The organism is Streptomyces cinnamoneus (genome assembly GCF_002939475.1).
GTDB lineage: Bacteria > Actinomycetota > Actinomycetes > Streptomycetales > Streptomycetaceae > Streptomyces > Streptomyces cinnamoneus_A.
Genome location: NZ_PKFQ01000001.1, coordinates 4,000,974 through 4,016,576, shown reverse-complemented (window position 1 = coordinate 4,016,576; position 15,603 = coordinate 4,000,974). Strand labels below are relative to the sequence as shown.

18 protein-coding genes are annotated in these 15,603 nt (G+C 71.9%); 10 read left to right on the top strand and 8 right to left on the bottom strand.

From position 1 onward, the window contains the following. The first annotated feature begins 80 nt into the window (after nucleotides 1-80). Entirely contained in the window at nucleotides 81-1,010 is a 930-nt protein-coding gene (locus tag CYQ11_RS17695; protein ID WP_099201842.1) for a 1-phosphofructokinase family hexose kinase, read from the top strand. A 53-nt stretch (nucleotides 1,011-1,063) separates the two neighbouring features. Next, nucleotides 1,064-1,906, top strand: a complete 843-nt coding sequence (locus CYQ11_RS17690; RefSeq protein WP_099201843.1) for a class II fructose-bisphosphate aldolase — start codon at nucleotides 1,064-1,066, stop codon at nucleotides 1,904-1,906. On the opposite strand, the gene CYQ11_RS17685 is transcribed toward CYQ11_RS17690, so the two are convergent. Together CYQ11_RS17685 and cdgB are read right to left on the bottom strand one after the other, a co-directional pair. Continuing rightward, on the bottom strand, nucleotides 1,887-2,834 hold the full coding sequence (locus tag CYQ11_RS17685; RefSeq protein ID WP_099201844.1) for a carbohydrate-binding protein: 948 nt from the start codon (nucleotides 2,832-2,834) through the stop codon (nucleotides 1,887-1,889). The two genes, CYQ11_RS17690 and CYQ11_RS17685, sit on opposite strands and share 20 nt — an antisense overlap. 179 nt (nucleotides 2,835-3,013) lie before the next feature. Beyond that, entirely contained in the window at nucleotides 3,014-4,723 is a 1,710-nt protein-coding gene (gene cdgB, locus CYQ11_RS17680; protein WP_099201845.1) for a diguanylate cyclase CdgB, read from the bottom strand. A 396-nt stretch (nucleotides 4,724-5,119) separates the two neighbouring features. On the opposite strand from cdgB, the gene CYQ11_RS17675 reads away from it, so the two are divergent. Beyond that, on the top strand, nucleotides 5,120-5,620 hold the full coding sequence (locus tag CYQ11_RS17675; RefSeq protein WP_398780097.1) for a flavin reductase family protein: 501 nt from the start codon (nucleotides 5,120-5,122) through the stop codon (nucleotides 5,618-5,620). 24 nt (nucleotides 5,621-5,644) lie between these two features. Here the strand turns inward: CYQ11_RS17675 and arfB are convergent, their stop codons facing one another. Further along, a complete protein-coding gene (gene arfB, locus CYQ11_RS17670) occupies nucleotides 5,645-6,070 on the bottom strand; it encodes an alternative ribosome rescue aminoacyl-tRNA hydrolase ArfB (RefSeq protein ID WP_099201847.1) in 426 nt (141 codons plus the stop codon). 203 nt (nucleotides 6,071-6,273) lie between these two features. Between arfB and CYQ11_RS17665 the strand changes: the two genes are divergently transcribed. Further along, a complete protein-coding gene (locus CYQ11_RS17665) occupies nucleotides 6,274-6,849 on the top strand; it encodes a TerD family protein (protein WP_099201848.1) in 576 nt (191 codons plus the stop codon). Nucleotides 6,850-6,894: 45 nt separating this feature from the next. Here CYQ11_RS17665 and CYQ11_RS17660 read toward each other — a convergent pair whose 3' ends face one another. From CYQ11_RS17660 to CYQ11_RS17650, 3 genes are all read right to left on the bottom strand, one after another. Next, nucleotides 6,895-7,503 (bottom strand): flavodoxin family protein, encoded by a 609-nt coding sequence (locus tag CYQ11_RS17660; protein WP_420894531.1) that lies wholly within the window; start codon nucleotides 7,501-7,503, stop codon nucleotides 6,895-6,897. A gap of 50 nt (nucleotides 7,504-7,553) precedes the next feature. Then, nucleotides 7,554-9,818, bottom strand: coding sequence for an MMPL family transporter (locus tag CYQ11_RS17655; protein ID WP_099201850.1), 2,265 nt, complete (start codon nucleotides 9,816-9,818; stop codon nucleotides 7,554-7,556). 125 nt (nucleotides 9,819-9,943) lie between these two features. Continuing rightward, on the bottom strand, nucleotides 9,944-11,014 hold the full coding sequence (locus CYQ11_RS17650) for an alkene reductase (RefSeq protein ID WP_099201851.1): 1,071 nt from the start codon (nucleotides 11,012-11,014) through the stop codon (nucleotides 9,944-9,946). A 187-nt stretch (nucleotides 11,015-11,201) separates the two neighbouring features. On the opposite strand from CYQ11_RS17650, the gene CYQ11_RS17645 reads away from it, so the two are divergent. The 3 genes from CYQ11_RS17645 to CYQ11_RS17635 all read left to right on the top strand — a co-directional run bounded on the left by CYQ11_RS17645 (nucleotide 11,202) and on the right by CYQ11_RS17635 (nucleotide 13,108). After that, nucleotides 11,202-11,696 (top strand): MarR family winged helix-turn-helix transcriptional regulator, encoded by a 495-nt coding sequence (locus CYQ11_RS17645; protein WP_099201852.1) that lies wholly within the window; start codon nucleotides 11,202-11,204, stop codon nucleotides 11,694-11,696. A gap of 117 nt (nucleotides 11,697-11,813) precedes the next feature. Further along, the gene (locus CYQ11_RS17640) at nucleotides 11,814-12,524 is read left to right on the top strand and encodes an LppU/SCO3897 family protein (RefSeq protein WP_099201853.1); all 711 of its coding nucleotides are present in this window, start codon (nucleotides 11,814-11,816) and stop codon (nucleotides 12,522-12,524) included. Between the two features lie 257 nt (nucleotides 12,525-12,781). Further along, nucleotides 12,782-13,108, top strand: coding sequence for a hypothetical protein (locus CYQ11_RS17635; RefSeq protein WP_099201854.1), 327 nt, complete (start codon nucleotides 12,782-12,784; stop codon nucleotides 13,106-13,108). Between the two features lie 230 nt (nucleotides 13,109-13,338). On the opposite strand, the gene CYQ11_RS17630 is transcribed toward CYQ11_RS17635, so the two are convergent. Continuing rightward, nucleotides 13,339-13,563: a DUF397 domain-containing protein gene (locus tag CYQ11_RS17630; RefSeq protein WP_099201855.1), complete on the bottom strand. Its 225-nt coding sequence runs from the start codon at nucleotides 13,561-13,563 to the stop codon at nucleotides 13,339-13,341. Continuing rightward, on the bottom strand, nucleotides 13,553-14,377 hold the full coding sequence (locus CYQ11_RS17625) for a helix-turn-helix domain-containing protein (RefSeq protein ID WP_099201856.1): 825 nt from the start codon (nucleotides 14,375-14,377) through the stop codon (nucleotides 13,553-13,555). The genes CYQ11_RS17630 and CYQ11_RS17625 overlap by 11 nt, the downstream gene beginning before the upstream one ends. Nucleotides 14,378-14,513: 136 nt before the next feature. Between CYQ11_RS17625 and CYQ11_RS17620 the strand changes: the two genes are divergently transcribed. The 3 genes from CYQ11_RS17620 to CYQ11_RS17615 all read left to right on the top strand — a co-directional run bounded on the left by CYQ11_RS17620 (nucleotide 14,514) and on the right by CYQ11_RS17615 (nucleotide 15,541). Beyond that, nucleotides 14,514-14,861, top strand: coding sequence for a hypothetical protein (locus CYQ11_RS17620; RefSeq protein ID WP_099201857.1), 348 nt, complete (start codon nucleotides 14,514-14,516; stop codon nucleotides 14,859-14,861). Then, complete coding sequence (locus CYQ11_RS30900) at nucleotides 14,858-15,076, top strand: DUF6255 family natural product biosynthesis protein (RefSeq protein ID WP_420894532.1); 219 nt, start codon at nucleotides 14,858-14,860, stop codon at nucleotides 15,074-15,076. The genes CYQ11_RS17620 and CYQ11_RS30900 overlap by 4 nt, the downstream gene beginning before the upstream one ends. Nucleotides 15,077-15,184: 108 nt before the next feature. Beyond that, on the top strand, nucleotides 15,185-15,541 hold the full coding sequence (locus tag CYQ11_RS17615) for a peptidase inhibitor family I36 protein (RefSeq protein ID WP_099199064.1): 357 nt from the start codon (nucleotides 15,185-15,187) through the stop codon (nucleotides 15,539-15,541). Nucleotides 15,542-15,603: the final 62 nt, after the last annotated feature.

The window sequence follows — 15,603 nt, the reverse complement described above, 5'->3', positions numbered from 1 at the left end:
CTGCCGCCGCTGTTTTGGCATGATCGCTGGCGCAGCCGTCATGGGAGACCCGTCACAGGGAAGTCACGGGAGGGGCGCCGTTGATCCTCACGGTCACGCTCAACACAGCGCTCGATCTGACGTATCGCGTTCCGCGCCTGCTCCCGCACACCTCACACCGCGTCACCCGGGTCCTCGAACGACCCGGCGGCAAGGGGCTCAACGTGGCGCGCGTGCTGGCCGCCCTGGGCCACGAGACGGTGGTGACGGGCTTCGCGGGCGGCACCACGGGGGAGACCGTGCGGCGTCTGCTGTCCGAGTGCGCCCCCGCCGACGGCACCCTCGGCGACCAGCTCCTGGAGATAACCGGCGCCACCCGCCGCACCGTCGCCGTCGTCGACGCGGGCACGGGTGACACGACCCAGCTCAACGAGGCGGGACCGCACGTCTCCCCGCACGAGTGGGCCGCCTTCGGCGAGCGCTACGCCCGCCTGCTGGACGACGCCTCGGCCGTGGCGCTGTGCGGCAGCCTGCCGCCGGGGGTGCCGGTGGGGGCGTACGCCCACCTGGTGCGGGAGGCGCGGGCGCGCCGGGTGCCCGTGCTCCTGGACACGAGCGGCGAGCCGCTGCGCCGCGGGATCGCGGCCCGCCCGGACGTGGTCAAGCCCAACGCCGCCGAGCTGGCGGCGCTGACGGGCTCCACGGACCCGCTGCGCGCGGCGCAGGACGCCCGCCGCCGGGGCGCCCACGCGGTGGCCGCCTCGCTGGGCACCGACGGGATGCTCGCCCTCACCCCCCAGGGCACCTGGCGCGCCGCCCCGCCGAAGCCCCTGCCGGGCAACCCGACGGGCGCGGGCGACGCGGCGGTGGCCGGCCTCCTCTCGGCCTTGGCCGAGGGCCTGCCCTGGCCGGACCGGCTGACGCGCGCGGTGGCCCTGGCGACGGCGGCCGTGCGCGCACCGGCGGCGGGCGAGTACGACCCCGTGCTGTACGAGGAGTCGCTGCCGCGGGTGCGGGTGACCGCCCTGTGAGCGCCTGCCACTTATCCGGCGACAGCCGTCACCGCTGAGGGAGTTGAGGCCGCATGCCCCTGGTCCGCACGAGCGAGCTGATGTCCGGTGCCTCGGACGGCGCCGTTCTCGCCTTCAACGTCATCACCGTCGAGCACGCCGAGGCGATCGCCGCCGGCGCCGAGAGCGCGGGGGCCGGGGCCGTGCTCCAGGTCTCCGAGAACGCGGTGCGGTTCCACGGCGGCGACCTGGCCCCCATCGCCGCCGCCACCGCCGCGGTGGCCCGCGCCTCACGCGCGCCGCTCGCGCTCCACCTCGACCACGTCGAGAGCGCGGACCTCCTCCGGGCCTGCGCCGCCCACGGCTTCGGCTCCGTCATGTTCGACGCCTCGAAGCTGCCCTACGCGAAGAACGTGAAGGCGACGGCGGAGGCGGCCCGCTGGGCCCACGCGCGCGGCATCTGGATCGAGGCCGAGATCGGCCGCGTCGGCGGCAAGCCGGGCGACGCCCACACGCCGGGCGTGCGGACCGACCCCGCCGAGGCGGCCGCCTACGTCGCCGACACCGGCGTGGACGCCCTCGCCGTGGCCGTCGGCAGCTCGCACGCGATGACCGAACGCACGGCGACCCTCGACCACACCCTGATCGCCGCCCTGCGCGCGGCGGTGCCCGTGCCGCTGGTGCTGCACGGCTCCTCGGGCGTGCCGGACGCCGAACTCCGCCGCGCGGTGGCCGCCGGCATGAAGAAGATCAACGTCGGTACGGCCCTCAACGCGGCCTTCACGGGCGCGGTCAGGGCCTTCCTCCAGGCCCACCCGCAGACCGTCGACCCGCGCGCCTACCTGGCACCGGCGAGGGAAGCGATGGCGGAGACGGTGGCGGGGTTCCTCAGGGCCGTCAGGCCCCGCCCTTGGTGAGCCAGAGCTGGTCGAGGTGGACCTCGCAGGCGTTGCCCGGCTCACAGGACACCTTGATGGTGTTGGTGCCCTTGTTGAGCTTGATGATCGACCAGGTGTTCTTCCACCCGGCCTCCCAGTCGCCTTCCTTCGTCCCGCCGAAGTTCTTCATGCTGATGGGACGGGTGTCGCCCTTGCCGTTGGTGGAGATGGTGAGGTTGGCGTCCTTGCCGGGGACGCCGTAACGGGCGTTGAGGCGGTAGTCGCCGCCCGCGTCCACGTCGACCGTCCACTCCACGGCGGCGCCCACCTGGTTCATGCCGGTGATGTACAGGCCGTCCGTGGCCTGCGCGCCGTTGACGATCTTCTCCGTGGTCGCGCCGCCGCTCAGGCGGAGCGTGGAGGCGTCACGCTTGAGCTGCGCGTTGGTGGAGTTGCTCTTGGGCTTGTCGCCCTTGTCCTTGTCGTCCTTCTTCTTCGAGGAGTCGTCGGACTTGTCCGCGTCGCCCTGGCCGCCGGACTTCTCGCCGTCCGCGATGTTCTGCGTGGTGCCCTTGTCCGACGAGTTGTTCGTCATCATCGCGACACCGATGCCCGTCGCCACGACGGCGACGACGGCTATCGCGGCTATGAGCAGCCCGCGCCGGTTCGGCCGGCTGCCGTGGCCGCCCTGTGCGGGCGCGGCGTGGCCCGGCTGGGCCTGCATGCCGCCGGGCAGCGTCTCGGGGGCGGCGTAGTGCGGGTGCTGCTGTGCGCGGTTCGCGGCGGGCTGCTGGCCGTACTGGCGTGAGCCGACCGGGCGGACCTGGTTGTACGACGTACGCGGGACGCCCGGCTGACGGACAGCCTGACCGCCCTCGGTCGCCCCGTCACCGCCTTCCGAGCGGTACAGGTAACCGAACGGGTCGTCGTTCTCCGGCGTACCGGTGCCGTTAGTGCCGGCCGTCATCCCCTGTCACTCCCCACATGGTGTGCCCTTCGGCGCCCACGCTCGTAGCGCCGCCCGCACCGTGGCTGTCGAGGCCGGTCGGCCACCACGGTCGGCGGCTGTGCCGCATCGGCGCAGCCTACCCCGAGCGGGCGGTTTCACGCCGTGCCCGTTACCCCCGGCCGGTATCGGACGGAGCATCAGCCGGCGCGCCTTCCGGCCTTCGCGCGGGACCGCTTTTCCACGTACATCCGCTGGTCAGCGGAGTGCAACACCTCGTCCGCGGACATGCCGCAACCCGCCCAGCCGATGCCGAAACTCGCCCCTACCCGCACCGCACGCCCATCAACCCTTATGGGCGGAATGATCGCGTTACGCAGGCGTACGGCGAGATCCTCGGCATCCGCGACCCCCAGCCCGTCGGCGAGCACCACGAACTCGTCGCCGCCGAGCCGGGCCACCGTGTCGCCGTCGCGGACGCCGTTGCTGAGCCGCCGGGCGACCTCGATGAGCACGGCGTCGCCGGTGTGGTGGCCGAAGCGGTCGTTGATCGCCTTGAAGCCGTCGAGGTCGCAGAAGAGGACGGCCAGGCCCTTGGCGCCGTCGTCGGCCTCCTCGTCGGGCGCGACGGTGTGCTCGTGGTGGTCGTAGCCGCCCGCGGGCACGCCGGCGAAGTCGTCCGCACCGAAGTCGGGCGCGTAGTCGGGGCCCGTGTCGGCGCCGAAGCCGTGGCCGTGGGCGTAGCCGGCGCTCTCGACCTCGGCGAAGCCCTCCAGCGAGCCGTACGGGGCGGCGGCCCCGACGGCGTGGGGCTCGCTGCCGGGCGGGCGGTCGCAGAGCCGGGCGCTCAGGCGGGCGCGCAGCTCGGCGCTGTTGGGCAGGCCCGTGAGGGAGTCGTGGCTGGCGCGGTGCGCGAGCTGCAGCTCGTGCCGCTTGCGCTCCTCGATGTCCTCCACGTGCGTGAGCAGGAAGCGCGGCCCGTCGGCGGCGTCCGCCACGACGGAATTGCGCAGCGACACCCACACGAACGTGCCGTCGCGCCGTGCGAGGCGCAGCTCGGCCCGGCCGCCCTCGGCGGAGGTGCGCAGCAGGGTGCCGATGTCGTCGGGGTGGACGAGGTCGGCGAAGGAGTAGCGGCGCATCTGGGACGCGGGCCGGCCCAGCAGCCGGCACAGGGCGTCGTTGGTGCGGTGCAGCCGGCCGTGCTGGTCGCCGCCGAGCTCGGCGATGGCCATGCCGCTGGGGGCGTACTCGAAGGCCTGGCGGAAGCTTTCCTCACTGGCCCGCAGCGCCTGCTGCTCCCGTTCCAGTCTGACCAGGGCGCGCTGCATATTTGCGCGTAGACGAGCGTTACTGATCGCAATCGCGGCCTGTGAGGCGTACATCTGGAGGGCCTCGCGGCCCCAGGCGCCGGGGCGGCGTCCGTTGGTCGGTTTGTCGACCGAAATCACGCCGAGCAGCTCGCCGCCGCCGGGTCCGGCCGTGTACATCGGGGCGAAGAGGCGGTCCATCGGATGCCACTCGTCGGCGAAGCGGGGGGCGGGTCCGGCGGTGTGCCACTGGGGGACGTCGTCGTCGTCGAGGACCCAGCCCTCGGTGTACGGGATGAAGCGCAGGTCGCCCCAGTGGTCCCCCATGGACAGCCGCCGCTCCCACGAGACCCGGGAGCCCACCCGGCCCGCCATGAGCGCCTCGGCGCTGGCGCTTCCGGCCACCGCCGCCACGACGAGATCGCCGTCCGGGCGGACCAGGTTGACGGCCGCGAGCTCGTAGCCGAGTCCCGTGACGATGCCGTCGGCGACGGTCTGCAGGGTGTCCGCGAGGCTGCGCGCGGTGTTCAGCTCCGCGACCACCTTGTGGACCTGTCGCAAGGTCGCCAGGCGGACGTACGGCTCCGACTCGGTCTCCATAGCTCGCTCTCCCCCGAGACCTCGACAGCAACTCCAGGCTTCTTGTGCGTCCGTTTACCCGGCCACTGAATCACAGCGAGCTGACCACCCGGTACACAGGGTCAACAATTACTGCGCTCTGTGACTCATGTCACACGATGTGATGATGACGTGCCACTGGCGTTCGGGTGCGCGCCTATGCTTCGTGAACGCAAATTCGAAAAGGGGTGGGCGCGCGGGCTTCGCCGGGCGGCGCGCGGGGGCGCGCGGTCGGGCGTCCCGGCCTCCCCCGGCCCCTGCGACCTAGGACCGGCCTGGTCCGCAAGGCCGATGCGGCCCGGCGGCGCGGCGGCTAGCGTGCGGAGGGTGTTCCAGACGACTTCGCCCACCGGTACCGCCATAGCTCATCCTGAAGGGGTGACCGCCGACGAATTCCGTGCCGCCCTCGCCCGCCTCGCCGCGGGCGTCGTGCTGGTCACCGCGCACGACCCCGAGGACGGTCCGCGCGGCGAGGACGTCGGGATGACGGCGACCGCGTTCCTGTCGGTGTCGCTGGAGCCGCCGCTGGTCATGGTGAGCGTGCGCAACGGCTCCCGGATGGACGACCTCCTGGAGCGCCAGCCCCTGTGGGGCGTGTCCGTGCTCGCCGAGAGCCAGCGCCACGTGGCGGGCCGCTTCGCCATGAAGGGCCGCCTCAGCGACCGGCTCCTCTTCGAGGACCTCGCCTACGAGCGCGGCACGTCGACGGGCGCGCCGCTGATCCGCGGCGCGCTGGCCCTGCTCGAGTGCCGCACCGAGCAGCGGGTGGCGGCCGGCGACCACACGCTGGTCATCGGCCGGGTGCTCCGGGCCGAGGCGCCCAGCACGGAGGGCGGGCCGCTGACGTACTTCCGGGGGCGCTACCGCTTCCTCAAGTGAGGAGGCGGCCGGGGGCACACGCCCCTACCAATCCCGCCCGGAACGCCCCCGCTTGGTCTCGCCGCGCTGCTTCTTCTCCCGCAGGCGCCGCTCGTTGATGCCCCGGGGGATCTTCGTGGGCCGGCGCTTGCGCGGCGGCGGCGCGCTCGCCTCGGCGAGCAGGGCGGCGAGGCGGACCGCGGCCGTCTCGCGGTTGCGCCACTGGGAGCGGTGCTCGGAGGCCCGCACGGAGACGACGCCGTCCACGAGCCTGCTCGCCAGCCGCTCCAGCGCCCGCTCCTTCCACACCTCGGGGAGCGCGGTGGTGTTCGCGAGGTCGAAGCGCAGCTCGACCTGGCTGTCGGTGGTGTTGACGTGCTGGCCACCGGGCCCGGAGGACCGGGAGAAACGCCACACCAGCTCGGCCTCGGGCAGGGAGACGGAGCCGCGGATGACGTGGGGACCGGACATGCCCCCATGTTCCCTTGCCGTGAGCGCGCCCGTCACCTCGTTTTGCCGCCCGGGGCCCCGCCCCCGGCATCAGGAATTGGCAAAGAAAGTAAAGCGAGCTGGAACCCTGCGTCCCCCGGACGGCGTTATCCGGGGTGACGGTAACTTCGTGCGCGCGACCCCCGCACCCGCGAGGCGACGAACTGACGAAAGGGACACATCCCATGGCTGTAAGCCTGTCCAAGGGCGGCAACGTCTCCCTCACCAAGGAGGCCCCGGGCCTGACGGCCGTCACGGTCGGCCTCGGCTGGGACGTCCGCACCACCACCGGCACGGACTTCGACCTCGACGCGAGCGCCATCGCCGTGAACGCGGGCGGCCGGGTCTACTCCGACGCGCACTTCGTCTTCTTCAACAACAAGTCCACCCCGGACCAGTCCATCGTCCACACCGGTGACAACACCACCGGCCAGGGCGAGGGCGACGACGAGTCGATCAACGTCAACCTCGCCGCCCTGCCAGCCGACGTCGACAAGATCGTCTTCCCGGTCTCCATCTACGACGCCACCACGCGCTCGCAGAACTTCGGCCAGGTGCGCAACGCCTACATCCGCATCGTCAACCAGGCCGGCGGCGCCGAGATCGCCCGCTACGACCTGAGCGAGGACGCGGCCACCGAGACGGCCATGGTCTTCGGCGAGCTGTACCGCAACGGCGCCGAGTGGAAGTTCCGCGCCGTCGGCCAGGGCTACGCCTCGGGCCTCGCCGGCATCGCGCAGGACTTCGGCGTCAACGTCTGACGCCCGTGACGGGGCCGCCCCGCGCGGGGCGGCCCCGTCCGCGCTTCACTCCGCGCGCGCCGCCGGCCGGAACAACGCCTCGGCGTCGCGCAGCACGTCCGCGTCGCCCTCGACGTCACCGGGCCGGTTGCCGTGCCCGACGAGCGCCCCTCCCCAGCTCATGCCCATGTAGTCCGCGGACAGCCGCAGGGTGCCCAGCAGGGGGTCGGCCTTGGCGGCGTCCTCGTGGCTCGTCGTCGTCACGGCCCACATCGTCTTGCCGCGCATCCGGTCCCGGAAGTGCAGCTCGCGCGCGTTCAGCCAACCGGCCCAGTGGTCCAGGTACAGCTTGGTGGCGGCCGAGACGCTGTACCAGTACAGCGGCGACGCCACGACCAGGTCGGTGGCCTCCAGCGTGGCGTCGAGCAGGGTCCGCTCGTTGCCCGCCGGCCCCTCGCCCCCGTGGCCGCCGCCGTGCCGCCGGTCCTCGAACGCGGGCAGCGGCAGCTCGCTCAGCCGCAGCCACCGCTGCTCCACGCCGGCGGGCAGCTGCTCGGCGGCCCGCCGGGCGAGCGTCTCGGTGTTCCCGTCGGTGCGGGCGCTGCCCAGCAGGAACAGGAACGAACGGCCCTCAAGGCCCTGCGCGGCGCCAGCGTCCGCCATCTCTGTCGACACGATTCCCCCGGAAGTCACAGTGGAAGCAGCCGGCACGTCGCCGGCGACGGCTACAACCTTGATCGTTCCGAACCCATTCCCGGACCCTGCGGGGCGCCCTCGGCGTCCACGTGGGGCAGGATCCGGTCCAGCCAGCGCGGCACCCACCAGGAGTTGCGGCCGAGCACGGTCATCGCCGCCGGCACCAGCAGCAGGCGGACGACCGTCGCGTCGATCAGAACGCTGACCGCGAGCCCCAGGCCCAGCATCTTGACGACCACGTTGTCGCTGATGACGAACGCGGCGAAGACACTGACCATGATCAGCGCCGCGCACGTGATCACCCGGGCGGTGACCTCCAGGCCGTGGGCGACGCTGGCCTCGTTGTCGTGGGTGCGCCGCCACGCCTCGTGGACCCGTGAGAGCAGGAAGACCTCGTAGTCCATGCTCAGGCCGAAGACGATGGCGAACATCATCATCGGGACGTAGCTCTCGATCGGGACCGTGCCGTCGACCCCGAGCGCCGGACCGCCCCAGCCCCACTGGAACACGGCGACCACCACTCCGTAGGAGGCGGCGATCGACAGGAGGTTGAGGGCCGCGGCCTTGACCGCCACCAGCAGCCCGCGGAAGACGATCAGGATCAGCAGGAAGGCCAGGCCGACGACGACCGCGATGATGAGGGGCAGCCGCGCGGAGATCAGCTCCAGGAAGTCCACCTGCGCGGCGGTCGAGCCGGTCACGTACGTCCTGGCGGCCGTACCGGCCACCGCCTGCGGCAGGACGTCGTCCTTCAGCCGGTTGAACAGGTCCGTCGTGCCGGCGTCCTGGGGCGGGACGGCGGAGACGGCGGTCGCCGTCAGGACCTGGCCGTTGCCGGTCGGCTGCGGCGGGGTGACGCCGGCCGCCCCCGGGACGCCGGTGAGGGCCTTCCCCAGCTTCGCGGCGAGCGCGGCCCGATCGCCGGCCGGGACGGCGCTCTGGTCGACGACGAGGGTCAGCGGACCGTTGGCGCCGGGGCCGAAGCCCTCGCTGATCAGGTCGTAGGCGCGCCGGTCGGTGAAGGTCGTGGGGTCCGCGCCGTCGCCGACGTGCCCGAGGCGGATCGAGAAGAGGGGGATGGCGAGGACCGCCACCGTCACCAGCCCACCGGCCAGGAACCACCACGGACGCCGCGCCACCTGGAGGGCGTAGCGGTGCCAGGTGCCCGCCTCCGTCCCCGTGGCCCCTTCCGCCACCGGGGTGCGCACGCGCCAGCGGTCGAGCCGCCGCCCGGCGAGGCCCAGCAGCGCCGGGACGAGGGTGAGGGCGGCGAGGACGGCGGTGACGACGGTGACGGCGGCCGCCGCGCCCAGCTTGCCGATGAAGCTGATCCCGGAGACGTACAGACCGGTGAGCGCGACGACGACCGTGCCCCCGGAGACCAGGACCGCGCGGCCGCTGGTGGCCACCGCCCGGCCGGCCGCCGCCTTGGGGCCTGTGCCGTCCAGGAGCAGCTGCCGGTGACGGGTGATCAGGAACAGGGCGTAGTCGATGCCCACGCCCAGCCCGATCATCGTGGCCAGGGTGGGCGAGACGCTGGCGAAGGTGAAGGCGGCGGCCAGCAGGCTCAGGCAGGCCAGCCCGATGATGACCCCGATCAGCGCGCTGACCAGCGGATACACCGCCGCGATGACGCTGCCGAAGCCGATCAGCAGGACGATCACGGCCACCGTGAAGCCGACGGCTTCACTGGTGAAGTCGTGGGTCGCCGGCCGGGCCAGCTCGCCGAGCGGCCCGCCGTATTCGACCTGGACCCCGGCGCTCCGCAGCGGCGCGACCGCGTCGTCGACCCGGTGGACGTAGGAGTGGCCGAGCGAGGCGGGGGTGGTGTCGAACCGGACGGTGAGGTAGCCGATGGTCCCGTCGGCGGACAGGGCGCCGGTGGGCTCGGGCTTCGCCGGCGATCCGGACGGGGGCGGCAGCGGGTTCTCCACGGCCACCACGTGCGGGAGCTTCCGCAGGGCGGACACGGTCTGGTCGACCTGGCCGCGGACGTCCGTCAGCGGCCCGTGGGCGTCGTGGAGGACGACCTGGCCGCCGGTGCCGCTCGCGCCGCGGGCGTTCGCCTTCAGCACCTGCTGGCCCTGGTAGGACTGGGTCCCGGGCAGGCTGAAGTCGTCGGAGTACGTGCCGCCGGCCACGTCCTGCACCAGGCGCAGGACGCCGAGCGCGACCAGCCACACGACGACGACCACGACGGAGTGCCGTGCGCACCACCGCCCCAGCCGCTCCAGCGCGCCGGCCCGGGCCGGCGGCGAAGCGGCCTCGGGACGCCGGGCTCCTGGTGGGGGCATGGGTTCTCCCGGGACGGTCGGTTCGGCGGCGCGTACCGGCCCGCCGCCTGGTGCGACGGTAGGCCGCGGGAGACCCCCCTCCACAGATCAACACACCATCGGACAGAACATCCGCGGTCCGGTGGCTACGGCAGGGCGGGGTAGTCGGTGTAGCCGCGCTCGTCGCCGCCGTAGAAGGTGGCGGGGTCGGGCGTGTTGTACGGGCCTCCGGCGGCGAGGCGGCGCGGCAGGTCGGGGTTGGCCAGGAACAGCGCACCGAAGGCGATCACGTCCGCGGTGCCGTCCTCGACCAGGGTGAGGGACTCCGGGCCGGTGACGTCGGGGTGGGTGAAGGGGTTCAGGACGAACGCGCCGGACCAGTTCTTGCGCAGACGGTGGGTCAGGTCGCGGTGGGGGCCCTCCATCACGTGCAGGTAGCCCAGGCCCAGCGCCGCCAGCTTCTCGGTGAGGGCGCCGTAGGTCTCCTCCAGGTCCGTCTCGGCGATGTCGTTGAAGGGGTTGCCGGGAGAGATGCGGAAGCCCACCTTCTCTGCGCCGACGGCGTCGGCCACCGCCGTGGCCACCTCGACGCCGAAGCGGACGCGGCCCTCGGCGGAGCCGCCCCACCCGTCCGTGCGCAGGTTGGCGTTGGGGGCGAGGAACTGGTGGATGAGGTAGCCGTTCGCGCCGTGGACCTCCACGCCGTCGAAGCCGGCGGCGACGGCGTTGCGCGCGGCGCGGGCGAAGTCGGCGATCGTCCGCTCGATTGCGGCCTCGGTCAGCTCCTGCGGGGTGACGAAGTCCTTCGGCCCCTCATGAGTGAACACCTGGCCCTTGGCCGCGACGGCGGAGGGGCCGACAGGAAGCAGGCCGTCGGGGAGCAGGCTGGGGTGGCCGACGCGGCCGGTGTGCATCAGCTGCGCGTAGATCGTGCCGCCGGCGCGGTGGACCGCCTCGGTCACGGTGCGCCAGGCGACGACCTGTTCGGCGGAGTGCAGGCCCGGGGTGTCGGGGTAGCCCTGGCCGACCACGGAGGGCTGGACGCCCTCGGTGACGATCAGGCCGGCGCTCGCGCGCTGCGCGTAGTAGTCCGCCATCGCCTCGGTGGGGGTGGCACCGGGGCCGTAAGCGCGACTGCGGGTCATGGGGGCCATCGCGATGCGGTTGGCCAGCTTCCTGCCGCCCAGCTCGAACGGGTCGAATGCAGTGGTCGTCATGGTCGGTCCTTCGATGGGGAGTGATTTACCTGTCCGAACAAGTAAATAGCCGAGACCATTCCTCCGTCGCCGTGATTCAGGTCACTCACTCCCCAAGTGAACACACCAGAGCAGCCCAAACACAGCCATAGCGCCATCAGATAAAGTGATCCCTGCTCGAACAACATTCACCGAGGGAAGGCGTCGCATGAGCCGCTCAACGAACGGAGCCGACGACACGACGAACGCGTCGTCCGTCCCGGTGCCCGGGGCCGCGCAGGCGGGCCCGATCAGCCACGCCATCTTCCGCGTGAGCCGCCTGCACCGGATGCTCGCCGGCCAGCTGCTGCGCCGCGTCGGCCTCCACATCGGCCAGGAGCTCGTGATGATGCAGCTGTGGGAGCTCGGCGCGCAGCGCCAGACGGACCTGGTGCGCCTCCTCGACTCGGACGCCGCCACGATGACCCGCACGGTCCAGCGCCTGGAGAACGCCGGCTTCGTCCGCCGCCGCCCCTGCCCCGGCGACAGGCGGGCCGTGCTCGTCGAACCCACGCCGGCGAGCCAGGCGCTACGGCAGGAGGTCGAGCGGCTCTGGGCCGAGCTGGAAGCCGACGCGACGGCCGGCCTCACGGCCGACGAGCGGACCGAGACGCTGCGCCTGCTGGAGCGCATCGAGGCCGGCCTCGCGCGGGCGACGGCGTAGGGAGCAGGCGGAGGGCGGCCGTCAGGGGTGGGCAAGGGGGCCGGTTCCCGCGACAATCCGGGGAGTTCAGGGATCTCGCCACCACCACGGCGAGTCATCACCCCCTACGGAGCGACGGTGCCCAACGAAATCACGCTCTACCTCACCCCGGAGGAAGCGGCCTCCGGGGTCACCAAGGTCGTCTATCTGCCGACCGGCTCTCTCAGCGTGCGCGTTCCACCGGTTCAGGACGGCGGTCTCGTCAGGATCTCCACCGACCAGGGGCCGATGCTCTTACGGATCCGCGTCATGGGCGAGTCGGCACCACCGCCGGCGCCACCACCGCCGCCGGCGAAGCAGCCCGCCGGCAAGAACCCGCTGGCCGCGGCTGTGTTCACGCTCGTCGCACTCGGCGTCTTGGCCGTGGTCGTCGTGCTGAACAACAGTGACGACTCCAAGCCGTCGGCGTCGGCGCCGACCACGGGCGCGCCGAGTCCGCTCTTCAGCGACAGCAGGCCCCGGGCCACGACGGCCCCGGACGGAGGCCGCACGATCGCGCCCCCACCCGTCCCCACGCCGGCGAGCCCGTTCAGCACTGGCACGTGTCTGGGCGGGACGCTGCCCGACTCGACGACGCCGGTGACCGTGCACAACGTCAAGAGGGTCGACTGCTCGTCCAGCGACGCGCACTACCGCGTGATCGAGACCTTCTTCGCGACGACCGACCTCGGCAAGTGCCGCGGCAACCCTGATACGCAGTACGCCTATTCGTCGGAGACGACGCTGGGCGGCAGGACCATCAATTCCATCGTCTACTGCCTCGTCGGCATGGGTTCCTACGCGCGGTGACACGACGGACGGCCGCGGGCGTCACTGTCACCCGAGGGCGTCACCCGGGGGAGTGCTCTTTGCGTCCTCGCTGCCACGGCCAATGACCAGGTCAGTGGGCCTTCGACGGCGCCGGGGGCAGAGGACCGGTACACACGCGCCAGTACGGTGGGCGGCTCCACGGCACCCCTCGACGAGGGGAGGCCAACTCGCAGCAATGACACAGCGCTTGCCGAGCGCCGAGCCACCCCCGAACACAGGGATGTGAAAGGCAACCGATGCACTCCAAGACCATGGCCGCCACACTGCTGGCCGGAACTGCCGTACTGGGCACGGCCGGCGCCGCCGCCGCGGACACGCCGGTCGACGGGGCGGTGAAGACCGTCACGGGCATCGTGCAGAACCTGCCGGCGGGCGCTCCCGACTTGCTGGGCCACGGCCTGGCCACGCCGACGCAGAAGGAAAGCAAGACCAAGACACTGCCCGCGAAGGTGGGGCAGGAGCACGGGGCGTCGCTTCCGGGTGCCGAGCTCCTCGGCGGCCTGCCGGTGGGGACGGGCGCGGTGACGGGCGCGGTGCCCGGCGGAATGCCCGCCCTCGGCTGACCCACAGCAGTGGGGGCACCTCACCGAGGCGCCCCCACGTGCGGGGCCCGCACGGCGTGAGGCCGTCACCCCTTGGCTTCTGGGCCCCGCGACCCCGTGCCGGGCCCGCCTTCCGGCCGCGCAGCGGGCGACCCCCGGGGCGCAGCCCGCCCCCTCCCCGCCCCAAGCCGCGCAGCGGCGCAGCGTTCACTTCGCGTCCACCTCGCTACGGGGCCGGGCCGGCCCGGCGATTACGGCGACGGGGATTCGGTGGCCTTGTGGGTGCGCAAGAAGGCGGCCCAGGAGGATGCGGGGAAGACGAGGGTGGGGCCTTGGGGGTTCTTGCTGTCGCGAACGGGGACTAAGCCGGTTATGTCGTCGGCGACTTCGAGGCAGTCGTCGGTGCCCTCAGCGCCGGAGCCGCAGTACGAACTCTTGCGCCACACCCATCGGCCGGGCCCGTTCTCAGTTGTCATCCGCGTACTCCTCTGCTGCCGATTCGATCAAGGTCAGGGATGCGTCTCGCGGCAGTGCGGCAGCGCGAGCGAAGTCATAGGCAAGCTGCAGCCTGGCAACTCGGGCGGGTTCGTCCATGAAGCTGCCACTCATGGCGCCTTCCGAGTAAGCGACGGGCGGGGCGTCGTCAAACATCATGAGCTTGAGCATCCCGCTCAGCGCAGGAGCGCCGGAACTGTACGGCAGAACTTGTAGGACAATGCGCTCGTCGCGGGCGAGCGACGCCAGGTACTCCAGTTGCTCCCGCATCACGGCAGCCCCGCCGGTGGGGCGCCGAATCACATTCTCATCGATGACGTTCCACAACAGGGGCTTTGTCGGTTGCGCGACGATGCTCCGACGCTCCAACCTCGAAGCTACCCAGGATTCGATGTCCTCGTCAGGCGCGAGCGGGAAGCCACCTTTGAACACCGCGCGCGCATAGTCCGCAGTCTGCAGCAGCCCCGGCACGTACATCGGCGAGTACACGTGAATTTCTGTAGCGGTTCCCTCCAGGTGGGCCACCGGCGCGAAGTAGGGAACGTTCGTCGTGCTGTCGATGAGCTTCCGGCACATCCGCTCGAAGAACCCGTCCGTCCCCAGCTCCGCATCGATCCGCTGCGCGAGGTCCAGCTGTGGCTTGCGCACCGCCGTCTCAAGCTGCCCGATGTAGGAACCGGAGCAGAAGACGCGATTACCCAGCGCCTGCTGCGTAAGCCCGGCCGCTTCCCGCTTTCGCTTCAGCTCCGAGCCGAAGAACTCCCATCCCACCTTCTCCTGACCATGCCCGCCCACCGCACCAGAACCTTTAGCCAAAGCCTAACTCCCCTTCGATGCAAGGCCGTTGTAAAGCCCTCCCCCCTCCCGAGAGTAGTCCCGCGCCCCCAAGCTGTGAGCACCCCCAGCAAGGACAACTCGAAGGTGGCCTTCCATGACCTACCGCGAAGGCGCGTACGTGGTGGACACGCGTAGCGCCCGGCTCGCCCAAGTGATGGGCAACGTCGGACCACGCGTCCAAGTCAGACCACCAGGCGGCGGCAAGGAGTGGGAAGCCCCCGCCCACACCCTGCGACTCGCGACCCGTGAGGAGCGGGAGGCCGCCGGGCTTTCCGGGGCCGCGTCCGCCTCGCCCATCCGGTGTGCCGAATGCGTCACGCTGCAGTCCGCGCAACGTACGGCCGTGGACAGTGGCGACCGGCAGCGCGCCGTGGCCGCCACCGTCGCCATGCGCGACCACTTCCGCCATGCCCACCTGCTCCCCGAGAGCAGCATCTGGTGACCCCCGCGCATCACTGCCGCCACCCGGCCGGCTGGACACACAGCCACGGCGTCTCCCGTTGCGAACGCTGCGGCACCCGCCGCTTCACCGAGTACGGCGCGCTGCGCCCGCCCGGCCTGCCACAGGCCACCGCACCCGGGCCCGCACCCCGTGCCGACTGGCAGCTCATCGGAACTCCCCGTGCACATATAGGCGTAATGCATTCGATGGGGTGAAATGCTCACGTGCGCCCTGCACCGGGCGGAGAGAACGCGATGTCCTGTCTGCGTTCGCGCTCCCCGATCGCGGGAGTCCGCCCGGAACACGGAGTATTGGAGTAACGGATGAAGCTGCGCATGTGGCCGCTCTGCGCTGTCTCAGCACTTGCCATGTTGTTCCCCGTCACCGCAGCCCAGGCCGCTCCGGCAGCTGCCGCTCCCGCGTGTCCCGGAGGGTCGGTGTGCTTCTACAGCGGCTCCGACTACTCCGGTAAGTCATGGGAGTGGACGGCGAACAGCGGTTACCGCGACCTGCCGCCCGCCCTGCACGACCATGTCGGTTCGTTCGTCGCCAACACCGATGCCTGCTTCATCGCCTACCAGCCCACCGAGAAGCGGGCGGTGCACAACGGCGACTGGCGCCGCGACTACCGCGGTGACTTCGGCGGCCGCATGGACGGCGTCGGCCCGGGCCACTGCTGAGGACGTACAGCTCACCCCCGCCGGGGCCCGCGACAACGGGCCCCGGCGGGCTCACCACTGAC